This window comes from Jiangella rhizosphaerae (assembly GCF_003579925.1).
GTDB lineage: Bacteria > Actinomycetota > Actinomycetes > Jiangellales > Jiangellaceae > Jiangella > Jiangella rhizosphaerae.
This window is the reverse complement of the sequence record NZ_QUAL01000111.1, coordinates 1-12313: the sequence shown is the minus strand read 5'-3', so window position 1 is coordinate 12313 and position 12313 is coordinate 1. Positions and strand designations below refer to the sequence as shown.

The following is a 12313-nucleotide window of genomic DNA, read 5'->3' as shown; positions in this document are numbered from 1 at the left end:
CAACCTGCCGCGCAACGCCGCTGTTCCCCGCTAACCTCCGACCATGCGACCGTGGCGGACGAACCCGACGGCGGCCCGCGCCTGGCACCTCGTCACCGCGCTGATCCCCCTGGCCGCGCTGGTCATCCAGTTCGTCCTGGTGCTCGACGGCGACAACGTGCTGGTCCACGACGGCGACGAGCCGCCGTCGACGGCGCTGCGGGTGGCCAACTTCTTCAGCTACTTCACCGTGCAGTCCAACCTGCTGGTCATCGCGGGCTGCCTGCTGCTGGCCGCCGACCCGTGGCGCGACGGCCGGTTCTTCCGGGTGCTGCGCCTCACCGGCCTGGTCGGCATCAGCGTCACCGGCGTCGTGTACGCGACGCTGCTGGCGCCGATCGTGGACCTCGACGGCATCGCCATGGCCACCAACGTCGGCTTCCACTACATCTCACCGGTGATGGCCGTCGCCGGCTGGCTGGCGTTCGGGCCGTGGCCGCGGTTCGACGCCCGCACCGTCGCGCTGAGCCTCGTGTGGCCCGTCGCCTGGCTGGTCTACACGCTGATCCGAGGCGAGGTCGTCGACTGGTACCCGTACCCGTTCATCGACGTCATCGAGCTCGGCTACGGCCGCACGCTGCTCAACGCCGCCGGCGTCACCGTCCTGCTGCTCGGCGTCGGCTGGCTGTTCACGGCCGGCGACCGTAGGCTCGGTGTCCGTGCCGGATCCCACCCCGCTGACGACCTTCCTCGAGCGCGCTGAGCACGATCCGGACTCCCTGCACGACGCCTTCACCGAGTGGGCCGCCGAGCGCGGCTTCGACCTCTATCCCGCCCAGCAGGAGGCGCTGATCGAGCTGGTCTCCGGCTCGCACGTCATCCTCAGCACGCCGACGGGGTCGGGCAAGAGCCTGGTGGCGGTCGCCGCGCACTTCGCCGCCCTGGCCGACGGACGGCGGACGTTCTACACCGCGCCGCTCAAGGCGCTGGTGTCGGAGAAGTTCTTCGCGCTCATCGAGATCTTCGGCGCGGCCAACGTCGGCATGATGACCGGCGACTCCAGCGTGAACCCGTCGGCGCCGATCATCTGCTGCACGGCGGAGATCCTGGCCAACATCGCGCTGCGCAGCGGCCCGGACGCCGACGTCGGCCAGGTCGTCATGGACGAGTTCCACTTCTACTCCGACCCCCAGCGCGGCTGGGCCTGGCAGGTGCCGCTGCTGGAGCTGACGAACGCGCAGTTCCTGCTGATGTCGGCCACCCTCGGCGACGTCGCGTTCTTCGAGAAGGACCTGCAGCGGCGGACGGGGCGCGACGTCGCCGTCGTCACGTCGGCGCAGCGCCCGGTGCCGCTGACCTACCAGTACTCGCGCGAGCCGATGCACGACCTGCTGGCCGAGCTGCTCTCCACCCACCGCGCCCCGGTCTACGTCGTCCACTTCACCCAGGCCGCCGCGGTCGAGCGGGCGCAGGCGCTGGTCAGCGTCAACGTCGCCAGCCGCGAGCAGCGCGACCGCATCGCGGCGGAGATCGGGGGGTTCCGGTTCAGCTCCGGGTTCGGCAAGGTGCTGTCGCGGCTGGTCCGGGCCGGCATCGGCGTCCACCACGCCGGCATGCTGCCGAAGTACCGCCGCCTGGTCGAACGCCTGACGCAGGCCGGCCTGCTCAAGGTGGTGTGCGGGACGGACACCCTCGGCGTCGGCATCAACGTCCCCATCCGCACCGTCGTCTTCTCCGGCCTCACCAAGTACGACGGGGTCCGCATGCGGCAGCTCTCGGCGCGCGAGTTCCACCAGATCGCCGGCCGCGCCGGCCGGGCCGGGTACGACACCCTCGGCGAGGTGATCGTCCAGGCGCCGGAGCACGAGATCGAGAACGAGCGGATGCTGGCCAAGGCCGGCGACGACCCCAAGAAGCGTCGGCGGGTGGTGCGCAAGAAGGCTCCCGAGGGGTTCGTCTCGTGGGGCCAGGCGAGCATGGAGCGGCTCATCGCGGCCGAACCCGAGCCGCTGACGTCCAGCTTCGAGATCAGCAACGCCATGGTGCTCGGCGTCATCAGCCGGCCGGGCGACGCGTTCGCGCACATGCGCAAACTGCTCACCGACAACCACGAGCCGCCGTCGCGCACCCGCAAGCACGTGCACGACGCCGTCGCGATCTACCGGGCGCTGGTCGCCGCCGGCGTCGTCGAGCGGCTCGATCCGCCCGACGCCGAGGGGCGGACGGTGCGGCTCACCGTCGACCTCCAGCCCGACTTCGCGCTCAACCAGCCGCTGTCGCCGTTCGCGCTGGCCGCGTTCGACCTGCTCGACCCCGAGTCGCCGACGCACGCGCTGGACCTGCTCTCCGTCGTCGAGGCGACGCTGGACGACCCACGGCAGGTGCTGTCGGCGCAGCAGCACAAGGCGCGCGGCGAGGCGATCGCGGCGATGAAGGCCGAGGGCATCGAGTACGACGAGCGCATGGAGCTGCTCGAGGACGTCACGCACCCGAAGCCGCTGGAGGAGCTGCTCGACGCCGCGTTCACCATCTACCGGCAGAGCCACCCGTGGGTCGGCGACTACGAGCTCTCGCCGAAGTCCGTCGCCCGCGACCTGTACGAACGCGCGATGAGCTTCGGCGAGTACGTCGCGTTCTACCAGCTGGCGCGGTCCGAGGGCCTGGTGCTGCGCTACCTCGCCGACGCCTACCGGGCGATGCGCCAGACGGTGCCCGAGGAGGCCCGCACCGAGGAGGTCGCCGACCTCGTCGAGTGGCTGGGCGAGCTGGTCCGCCAGGTCGACTCCTCGCTGCTGGACGAGTGGGAGGCGCTGCGCAACCCCGCCGCGGCGGTCGAGGCCCACGGCGAGGCGCCGGTCGAGAACGCGCCCCGGCCGATCACCGAGAACCGGCGGGCGTTCCTGGTCAGCGTCCGCAACGCGCTGTTCCGGCGGGTCGAGCTGGCCGCCCGGCGCGACTGGGCCGGGCTGGCGTCGCTGGACGCCGGGGACGACTGGAGCGCGGACGACTGGGCCGACGCGCTGGAGCCGTACTTCGACGAGCACGCCGACATCGGCATCGGCCCCGACGCCCGCGGCGCGAAGATGCTCATCGTCACCGAGCATCCGGACCGCTGGGAGGTCCGGCAGATCCTCGACGACCCCGCCGGCGACCACGACTGGGGCTTCACCGCCGTCGTCGACCTCGCCGAGTCCGATGCCGCCGGCTACCCCGTCGTGACGATCACGGAGGCCGGCCGCCTCTAGGGACGGCCGGCCGTCGGCGGCGTCAGACGCCGGTCGCGGCGAACCAGGTGCCCGGGTTGGGTCCGACGAAGACGATCGGGGCGATGCACGGCTCCGGCAGGTCGAGCTGGTCCTCGATCTGCGAGTCGCCCGCGGTGCTCGCGGGGAACGGGTCGGTGGCCAGGTTGACCGTGGTCGCGACGCCGTCGACGGTGGTCATGCAGCTGACCACGGCCACGAAGTTCGGCGCCGGATTGATACCCTGCCGCTCCGGCGGCACCGGGGCGGCCTCGAGCAGGACGAGCCCCTCGACCTCGACCTCGATGCGGCCCGTGCCGGTCAGCTCGACCTTCGCGTCGTCGATCTGCCACGGCAGGCCGCCCCCGTTGATCCCGCGGATCGGGTTGGCCGCGCCCACGTACGGACCGTCGACCGGGGCCATGGTGTCGGCCTCGATCACGGTCCGGCCCCCGGAGGTGCCGTCCCCGCCCGAGGCGGGCAGCACCACCAGGGCGGCGGTCGCGACCGACGCGAGCACGGCTGCGGGTATGCGCTTCATCTGTCATCCCTTTCGCAGGTCGATTCAGGTCCGCTTCTTGTACGGAGCCGACCCGCGAAAGGATCGAGCGCCCTCGCCTCTGCCGCGCGTGACGGGGTCAGCCGAAAGTCACGTCGAAGTATGCCTTGTACGCCCCCTCCCCGGTGAGCAGCGGAGTCGCCAGGTGGAACTCGATGTCGCGCTCGCGCTGCAGCGGCGAGCGGGCGAGGCCGATCAGCGCCTTCGGCGCCAGCGGGAAGACGGCCGTGCCGATGGTGTCGTCACCGCTGTCGATGGCGTCGTTGATGGCGTCGGCGATCGGCCCGACGCCCGCATTGGCCAGCGCGACCGCGATGCCGCTGACGGTGAGCCCGACGCCCGTCGCCGCGATGGCGGCGGCCAGGCCGTTCATCGCCACCCGGACCCCCGCCTCGATCTGGCCGCGGTACTCGTCCGGGTTCCCGGTGTCGTGCTCGGCCATCGTGACGGCCAGGGCACCGATCCCCGCGGGCGGCCCTTGGTAGACCACCATCGTGTCCGGGAACGAGCCACCGGCGTCGACGTCGAAGATGCGGCTCCGGACGGACCGCGTGGCGTCGCGGCTCGGCCCGACCGCGGTGGCGACGACGTAGGTCTCGTCCTGGGCGGAGGCCTCGTCCGACTCCGCGAAGCAGTTCTGCCCGCGATAGCGCACCTGGATGCTGCGGACCACCTGGACGCCGAGGTTGGGCCAGAAGTAGATGTCGCCGTGCTCGAAGGTGTTGACCTTGCCGCGGTCGGCCCGCTCGAACTGCTCGTTGCTGGTCGGATAGCCGAGGTCGCCGGTCGGCCCGCCCAGCTCCTTCCACTTCGCGCCGATCAGCCCGTGCACCTCGTGCGCGCCGGTGGTCGCGGTCGAGTACATGGTGCCCTTTTCGAACTCCGTGACCTTCCCGCGGCCGTCGGGCACCCGCGTGGTGTCGGAGATCGGCCGGCCCAGCTGGCTGCGCAACCCGCCGATCTCCTCGTACTCGGCGTAGATCGGCGCGTCGACCGTGAACGCCTCGCCGGACGGGTGGATGAAGAAGATCGCCCGGCCGCCCTGGTACTCCCGCCAGTACATGCGGCCGACACCGACCCACATGGAGTGGATCGGGCCCGACGTCTGGTCGAAGTCCGCCGACTCCAGCGCCTTCTCCGCGATGCCGTCGCGCACGACCCTCGCGACCTTCAGGCCCTCCTCACGGCCCTCCAGCCAGGCGGCGCTGAGATCGGCGGCGTGCTCGGCGCCCATGGCCGGCGGCCCCAGCGTGTCGCTGGTGGCACCGTCCAGGCCGACGGTGATGCCGCGCTTGAAGCCCTTCTTGAAGGCCCCGAACCGGACGATGCCGTCCTCGAAGCCCTCGATGAACGCGTCCTCGGCCGGCCCCGGCTCGCCCGCGGGGTTGTTGTCCAGCGTGTGGTCGCCGAACGCACCCTCCTTGTAGCCGTCGGCGTACCTCGGTCCCAGGACCGGATCGTTCGCGTGCGGATTCTCGAACGGCCGCTCGATGAGCTGGGTACCCGTCCCGTCCTCGTCGTCCGGCATGGCCATCGCCCCCTGTGAAGCCTGGCCCGGGCCGCGCGGCACCGGGCCGCCTGACGTTTCCCCTGCTCGCAGCATGGCACCACCCGTAGCCGGTGTGAAGAGGTTGACATGTGACCATTTGGTCACCTATCGTCGCTGCCATGACCGACGACGACCGGGTCTTCAAGGCACTCGCCGATCCAACGCGGCGGTTCCTGCTCGACCTGCTCTTCGCCCGCGACGGCCGCACGCTGACCGAGCTGGAGTCCGAGCTGGAGATGAGCCGCTTCGGCGTCATGAAGCACCTGCGCGTGCTGGAAGAGGCGAACCTCGTCGTCACCCGCAGGTCGGGACGGGAGAAGCTGCACTTTCTCAACCCGGTCCCGATCCGCGAGATCCACGACCGCTGGATCGACAAGTACACCGAGCTTCACACGACCACGCTTCTCGAGCTCAAGGCCGAACTGGAGGACGAATCATGACCACCGCGACGCAGCCCGCCACCACGCAGGTGTACCGCATCTACATCAAGGCGACCCCGGAGAAGATCTGGGACGCCATCACGCAGCCCGAGTGGACGGCCCGCTACGGCTACACCGGCCTGGCCAGCTACGACCTGCGGCCCGGTGGCGCCTACTCCGTCGCCCCGACACCGGAGTTCAAGGCCGCGGCCGAGGCGCAGGGCTTCCCGTGCCCCGACGTCATCATCGACGGCGAGGTGATCGAGGCCGAGCCCCCGCGCAGGCTCGTCACGACCTTCCGGATGCTGATGGACCCGGCCATGGCCGAGGAGGGCTTCACCCGCATCACCCACGAGATCAACCCGGCGCCCGACGGGAAGTCGTGCTCGCTGACGGTGACGCACGAGCTCGACGGTGCGCCGTTGCTGGCCGCCATGGTGCACGGCGACGACGAGGCCTCGGGCGCCGGCGGCGGGCACGCCTGGGTGCTCAGCGACCTCAAGAGCCTGCTCGAGACCGGCTCCCCGCTGGCCGGCTGAACCCGCGACCGCACCGACGCGAACAGGAGCACACCATGGACCACGTCACCTCCGCCGACGGCACCACGATCGCCTACGTGACCCAGGGCGCGGGACCCGCGCTCGTCCTCGTCAGCACGAGCCTGGACGATCACCACGGTCTCGACGCGACCGCCGCGGCGCTCGCGCGAGACTTCACCGTCGTCGGCTACGACCGCCGCGGCGTCGGCGAGAGCGGTGCCGGCGAGCCGTGGGCCCCCGAGCGCGAGGTCGAGGACCTCGCCGCGGTGATCCAGGCCGTCGGCGGCTCGGCCGCACTGGCGGCCGGCTCCGGCGGCTGCGGGCTGGTCCTCGAGGCCGCGACCGCCCTCGGCGACGCCGTGACCGGCATCTACCTCTTCGAGCCGCCGTTCATCATCGACGACTCCCGCCCGCCCGTGCCCTCCGACTGGGTCGAGCAGGTGGAGACCCTGGTCGCCGAGAGCCGGCGCGGCGATGCCGTCGAGCTGTTCATGACGCAGGTGGTCGGCGTCCCGGCCGAGTACGTCGAGGGGATGAAGGCCGACCCGTCGTGGGAGGCCTCGGCGGCCTACGCGCACGCCCTGCCCCACGACGGGCGGATCCTCGCCGGCACCCAGGACGGGAAGCCGCTGCCCACCGACCGGTGGCGGGTCGAGCAGCCCGCGGTCGTCGCCGTGGGGGCGGACTCGGAGCCGTTCTTCCACGCCGGCGCGCAGGCGCTGGTCGACCAGCTGCCTCGCGGGCGCTACGAGAACCTGCCCGGCGTCGATCACTCCGCCTTCTGGACCGCGCCCGACGCGATCGCGGCCTCCATCGCCGCGGCGTTCGATCGACCGGTCACGGGGCCGAACGGCTGATCTTGGCCGACGCGCCGGAATTCGGTGCGACACGCCGGGCCGAAAGTGACAGAATTCACGTTGGCCGACACCCCAACGACAAAGTCACAAGAAGGGACACAGCGTGATCCGGGGGATCCTCGACCACGGCAGCAACGGCTGGCGGGTCGAACTGTACGACACCGAACCTCTCCGCCGTACCATCATCGAGATCGACGCACTGCCCACCTGGGCCGACGCCTCGGCCGTCATGAGCAGCGCGTTCAAGCTCGTCAGCTGAAGCGAGGCGTTCCGCTCAGCTGATCGCGGCTCCCCCCTGGCGCAGCAGTCCGTAGGTGACGGCGTCGACGAGCGCCTCCCACGAGGCCTCGATGATGTTGGCCCCGACGCCCACGGTCTCCCAGGACGTCTTCCCGTCCGTCATCTCCACGAGCACGCGCGTCACCGCGTCGGTGCCGTGGGCCGCGTCCAGGATCCGCACCCGGAAGTCGATCAGCTCCAGCTTGTCGATCTCCGGATAGAGCGCGCCGATCGCGGTGCGCAGGGCGTGGTCGAGCGCGTTGACCGGACCGTTCCCCTCACCGGTCACGACGACGCGCTCGCCCCCCGCCCGCAGCTTCACCGTCGCCTCGCTGACGGCGTCGCCGCCGGGGCGCGACTCGGTGATGACCCGCCACGACTCCACGTCGAAGTAGCTCGGCCGGCCCTCGGCCTCCTCTCGCAGCAGCAGCTCGAACGAGGCGTCGGCGGCCTCGAACGTGTAGCCGGCGGCCTCCAGGTCCTTCACCCGCTGGGTGACCCGGGTGACCAGCTCGCGGTCGCCGGACACGTCGTAGCCCAGCTCGCGGCTCTTCAGCTCGACGCTGGCCCGGCCGGCCATGTCGGAGACCAGCAGCCGCATGTCGTTGCCGACCTGCGCCGGGTCGGTGTGCTGGTAGAGGTCGGGGTCGACCTTGATCGCGCTGGCGTGCAGGCCGGCCTTGTGCGCGAACGCGCTGGCCCCGACGTAGGGCTGGCGCGAGTAGGGCACGATGTTCGTCAGCTCGGAGACGGCGTGCGCGATGCGGGTGACCTCCTGCAGCGCGCCGTCCGGCAGCACCGTCATGCCGCGCTTGAGCTCGAGGTTCGCGACGATCGTGATGATGTCGGCGTTGCCGGTGCGCTCCCCCGTCCCGTTGACGGTGCCCTGCACGTGGGTGGCGCCGGCGTCGACGGCGGCGACGGAGTTCGCGACGGCGCAGCCGGTGTCGTTGTGGGCGTGCATGCCGAGGCGCGCGCCGGTCTGGGCCAGCACGTCGCGGACGGTGGCGCCGACGTCGTCGGGCAGCATGCCGCCGTTGGTGTCGCAGAGGACGACGACGTCGGCGCCGGCCTCGGTGGCCGTCCGCACCACACGCAGCGCGTACTCGGGGTTCGTCCGGTAGCCGTCGAAGAAGTGCTCGGCGTCGACGAAGACGCGCCGGCCGTTGGCGACGAGGAAGCCGACGGTGTCGGCGATCATCGCGAGGTTCTCGTCCAGCGTGGTGCGCAGCGCCCGCTCGACGTGCCCGACGTGGCTCTTCGCGACCAGCGTGACGACCGGCGTCTCGGCGTCGAGCAGCGCCCGCACCTGCGGGTCCTCCGCCGCCGTCGTGCCCGCCTTCCGGGTGGCGCCGAACGCGGCGAGCTGCGCGTTCTTGAGGTTCAGCTCCGTGCGGGCGCGGCGGAAGAACTCGGTGTCCTTCGGGACCGCACCCGGCCAGCCGCCCTCGATGAACCCGACCCCGAGCTCGTCCAGGTGGCCGGCGATGGCGAGCTTGTCCTGCACGGAGAGCGAGAGGCCCTCCTGCTGGGCGCCGTCGCGGAGCGTGGTGTCGTAGACGTGGAACTGCTCGGGATCGGTCACTGCTCTGTCCTCACGGGGTCGGCGGACATACGGGTCGGGCGGACAAACAAAAAGACCCCTCGCGGATGCGAGAGGTCTGCGCGCCTGGCATTGATGCTGGGTGCCGGCGCGCCTACGAAATAATCAGCGAGTACGTCATCGCACAGCAGTATGGCACAGTTCGCGCGGCCGATGGAGGCGGGATCCATGAACCTGGTCGTCCGGCCGGTCACCGGCGCCGACCGCGACCTCGTCGTCGACCTGCTCTCGGCGGCCTGGGGCACCACCGTCATGGCGGTGCACGGCGAGCTCTACGACGCCGCCGACCAGCCCGGATTCCTCGCCGTCGCCGACGGCGAGCCGGCCGGCCTGCTGACCTACCGCGTCGACGGCGACGGCGCCTGGGAGATCACGACGCTGGAGTCCGTGCGGCCCGGCCTCGGCGCGGGGACGGCCCTGCTCGACGCCGTCGGCGCGGCCGCTGCCGCCGCAGGTGCGCGGCGGGTGTGGCTGATCACGACGAACGACAACGTGCACGCGCTGCGCTTCTACCAGCGCCGCGGCTTCGACCTCGTCGCCATCCACCACGACGCCGTCACCCGGACGCGGGAGACGCTGAAGCCGTCGATTCCGCTCGAATCGGACGGCATCCCCATCCGGCACGAGCTGGAGCTCGAGCGGCCGCTGCGGTGATGTGGGTCACCGTCCCCCTGCTGCCCATTCTCCTAGCCGCGCAACCGCGCCTCAAGCGGACCAATTTGGGCGCTTCGCGCCGACGATGACCGCTTGACCCGCGGCTGCGCGGCCAAGAACGGGCAGCTATCAGGGGGACGGGGGCAGAGTGGGCACGCCTCGGCGTTGCCGTGCCCGTTTCGCCCCGTTTGCCGGGTTGTAGACGGCGATGATCATCGGCGATCGTCTACATCACGAGGATTACGTGAGCATCGACATGGCTGTAGGGGTGTTGACGCTGGGGTAATCCTCGTGATGGCCCGCGAATCACGGTGAAATCTCGCGATGTGGACGCCGAACGACACCAACGCCACACAGAAGCCGGCCAGACGCCCCGGTGCCGTCGCAGCTCTTCCCCGTCCCCCTGATAGCTGCCCGTTCTTCGCCGCGGGCGCGCGGGTCAAGCGGTCATCGCCGGCGCGAAGCGCCTCCATAGTCCGCTTGAGGCGCGCGTGCGCGGCCAAGACAATCGGGCAGCAGGGGGACGGGGCCAACGCGGCATCCCTCGGGCAACCCGGGTGGTCAGAGGACGCGGTGCATCCAGCCGTGGGGGTCGTCGGCGCGGCCGTACTGGACGTCGAGGAGGGCGGAGCGGATCTCCTTCGTCACCGGGCCGGGCTCGGAGCCCATGGACAGCTCGCCACCCTCCCACGCGAGCCGGCCGAGCGGGGTGACCACCGCGGCCGTGCCGCAGGCGAACACCTCGGTGATGTCGCCCGACGCCACGCCCTCGCGCCACTCGTCGATGGAGAAGCGGCGCTCGTCGACCTTGTAGCCGCGGTCGGCGGCCAGGGCGAGGATGGAGTCGCGGGTGATGCCCTCGAGGATGGTGCCGGTGAGCTCCGGCGTGACGATCGAGCCGTCGGCGTGCACGAAGTAGAGGTTCATGCCGCCGAGCTCCTCGACCCACTTGCCCTCGACCGCGTCGAGGAAGCAGACCTGGTCGCAGCCGTGCTCGATGGCCTCCTGCTGGGCGATGAGGCTGGCGGCGTAGTTGCCCGCGCACTTCGCCGCGCCGGTGCCGCCGGGAGCGGCCCGGGTGTACTCCGACGACAGCCAGATGTCGACCGGCTTCACGCCGGAGGAGAAGTACGCACCCGCCGGCGACGCGATGACGCAGAACGTGACCTGCTTGGCCGGGCGCACCCCGAGGAAGACCTCGGAGGCGAACATGAACGGGCGCAGGTAGAGGCTGGTCTCGCCGCCGGCCGGCACCCAGTCGGCGTCGGTGCGGACGAGGAGGTCGACGGCCTCGACGAAGGACTCGACGGGCAGTGCCGGCAGCGCCATGCGGTGCGCGCTGCGCATCATCCGCTCGCCGTTGGCCGACGGGCGGAACGTCCAGATGGAGCCGTCGGCGTGCCGGTAGGCCTTGAGCCCCTCGAAGATGGCCTGGGCGTAGTGGAAGACCGCCGTGGCGGGGTCGAGGGCGAGCGGCGCGTACGGACGCAGCCCGGCGTCGCGCCAGCCGTCAGGGGTCCACGTGGCGGTGACCATGTGGTCGGTGAAGTGGGTGCCGAACCCGGGGTTCGCCAGGATCTCCGACCGGCGCTCGGGAGCTACCGGGTTCGACGTCAGCGTCGTCGAGAACTCCAGTGCCGGTGCGGTCGCTGTCATGGCGGTGCTCCTACGTCGGGTTTCAAATAGTTGGACGTCCAACCAACGCTACCGATCATCGCGTTCGGCGTAAACGGTGCGTGGCCAACGACCCTCGGCGATCATCACCTCCCGCAGCACGTCGGGCCGGTCGGTGATGATGCCGTCGACACCCGCGCTGATCAGCCGGTGCATCGTGGCTGGGTCGTCGACCGTCCATACGATGAGGCGCAACCCCAGGTCATGGGCGCCTTCGACCAGACGGTCGATGAATATCGGGAGTCTACCCCAGCGCAACGGGACGTGCACGAAGCCCCCGTTGGCGACCCGGCGGGGCGGCGCCACCCGCCCGTGCGAGCAGGCCAGCCACGACACCAGCGACCGCCAGCCCAGCGCGCACGACAGCCCCGGCCCGAGGTCGGCCCGCAGCGCCGCCAGCCAGCCGTCCCACGCCCCGGCGAGGCAGACCCGCTCGACGGCGTTCGTGGCGCGCAGTACGCGCGACAGCGGCTCCAGCGCCGCCTCGTCCTTGACGTCGATGACGAACCTCGCGTCCGGGAACGCGGCCAGCACGTCGTCGAGCCGGGCCACGGGCTCCGCGCCGAGCACCGTCAGCCGCCGGACCTCGTCCCACGTGCGCCGCCGGACCAGGCCGCGGCCGTCGGTGACCCGGCCCAGCCGCGCGTCGTGGAAGGCCAGGCAGACGCCGTCGGCGGTGATGCGGACGTCGGTCTCGAGGTACCGCAGCCCGAGCGCGTACGAGCGCTCGAACGCGGCGAGGGTGTTCTCGGCAGCCAGCCCCGCCCCACCCCGGTGGGCGATGGCCAGCACGTGCGGCTCCACTCCGTAACGAGTCAGGCTCACGAGGCCTACGGTGACAGGCCTCAACGCGAAGATCGATGGCGAAGTGCCTGTTCGCGGCAGGATTCACGGAAGGTTCACCGGTGCGGCGACCACGGGTGGCCGCGCGGTCGGTGGGGGCCCGCGGGAGGTCCCGC

Annotated in this window: 12 protein-coding genes; 7 read left to right on the top strand and 5 right to left on the bottom strand. The window is 71.2% G+C overall.

What is annotated here, in order from left to right; translation table 11 throughout:
* Positions 1–43: 43 nt before the first annotated feature.
* Complete coding sequence (locus DY240_RS31885) at positions 44–742, top strand: Pr6Pr family membrane protein (protein WP_158602825.1); 699 nt, start codon at positions 44–46, stop codon at positions 740–742.
* Positions 717–3224, top strand: a complete 2508-nt coding sequence (locus DY240_RS11840) for a DEAD/DEAH box helicase (protein ID WP_119660103.1) — start codon at positions 717–719, stop codon at positions 3222–3224. The genes DY240_RS31885 and DY240_RS11840 overlap by 26 nt, the downstream gene beginning before the upstream one ends.
* Before the next feature lie 22 nt (positions 3225–3246).
* Here DY240_RS11840 and DY240_RS11835 read toward each other — a convergent pair whose 3' ends face one another.
* The gene (locus tag DY240_RS11835; RefSeq protein WP_147375297.1) at positions 3247–3762 is read right to left on the bottom strand and encodes a hypothetical protein; all 516 of its coding nucleotides are present in this window, start codon (positions 3760–3762) and stop codon (positions 3247–3249) included.
* Positions 3763–3859: 97 nt separating this feature from the next.
* On the bottom strand, positions 3860–5308 hold the full coding sequence (locus DY240_RS11830; protein ID WP_158602824.1) for an LGFP repeat-containing protein: 1449 nt from the start codon (positions 5306–5308) through the stop codon (positions 3860–3862).
* 140 nt (positions 5309–5448) lie between these two features.
* On the opposite strand from DY240_RS11830, the gene DY240_RS11825 reads away from it, so the two are divergent.
* The 4 genes from DY240_RS11825 to DY240_RS31880 all read left to right on the top strand — a co-directional run bounded on the left by DY240_RS11825 (position 5449) and on the right by DY240_RS31880 (position 7403).
* Positions 5449–5769, top strand: a complete 321-nt coding sequence (locus DY240_RS11825) for an ArsR/SmtB family transcription factor (RefSeq protein WP_119660095.1) — start codon at positions 5449–5451, stop codon at positions 5767–5769.
* The gene (locus DY240_RS11820) at positions 5766–6287 is read left to right on the top strand and encodes an SRPBCC domain-containing protein (protein WP_119660094.1); all 522 of its coding nucleotides are present in this window, start codon (positions 5766–5768) and stop codon (positions 6285–6287) included. Before DY240_RS11825 ends, DY240_RS11820 begins: the two co-directional genes overlap by 4 nt.
* 35 nt (positions 6288–6322) lie before the next feature.
* A complete protein-coding gene (locus DY240_RS11815) occupies positions 6323–7144 on the top strand; it encodes an alpha/beta fold hydrolase (protein ID WP_119660093.1) in 822 nt (273 codons plus the stop codon).
* Between the two features lie 103 nt (positions 7145–7247).
* The gene (locus DY240_RS31880) at positions 7248–7403 is read left to right on the top strand and encodes a hypothetical protein (protein WP_157524349.1); all 156 of its coding nucleotides are present in this window, start codon (positions 7248–7250) and stop codon (positions 7401–7403) included.
* Positions 7404–7418: 15 nt separating this feature from the next.
* On the opposite strand, the gene cimA is transcribed toward DY240_RS31880, so the two are convergent.
* Entirely contained in the window at positions 7419–9008 is a 1590-nt protein-coding gene (cimA, locus tag DY240_RS11810) for a citramalate synthase (protein WP_119660092.1), read from the bottom strand.
* A gap of 186 nt (positions 9009–9194) precedes the next feature.
* On the opposite strand from cimA, the gene DY240_RS11805 reads away from it, so the two are divergent.
* Positions 9195–9680, top strand: coding sequence for a GNAT family N-acetyltransferase (locus tag DY240_RS11805; RefSeq protein WP_158602823.1), 486 nt, complete (start codon positions 9195–9197; stop codon positions 9678–9680).
* Positions 9681–10241: 561 nt separating this feature from the next.
* Here DY240_RS11805 and DY240_RS11800 read toward each other — a convergent pair.
* Both DY240_RS11800 and DY240_RS11795 read right to left on the bottom strand, forming a co-directional pair.
* Positions 10242–11336 carry a branched-chain amino acid aminotransferase gene (locus tag DY240_RS11800; RefSeq protein WP_119660090.1) on the bottom strand — a complete coding sequence of 365 codons (1095 nt, stop codon included), beginning with the start codon at positions 11334–11336 and terminating at the stop codon, positions 10242–10244.
* A gap of 48 nt (positions 11337–11384) precedes the next feature.
* Positions 11385–12179 carry a glycerophosphodiester phosphodiesterase family protein gene (locus DY240_RS11795; RefSeq protein ID WP_199701351.1) on the bottom strand — a complete coding sequence of 265 codons (795 nt, stop codon included), beginning with the start codon at positions 12177–12179 and terminating at the stop codon, positions 11385–11387.
* Positions 12180–12313: the final 134 nt, after the last annotated feature.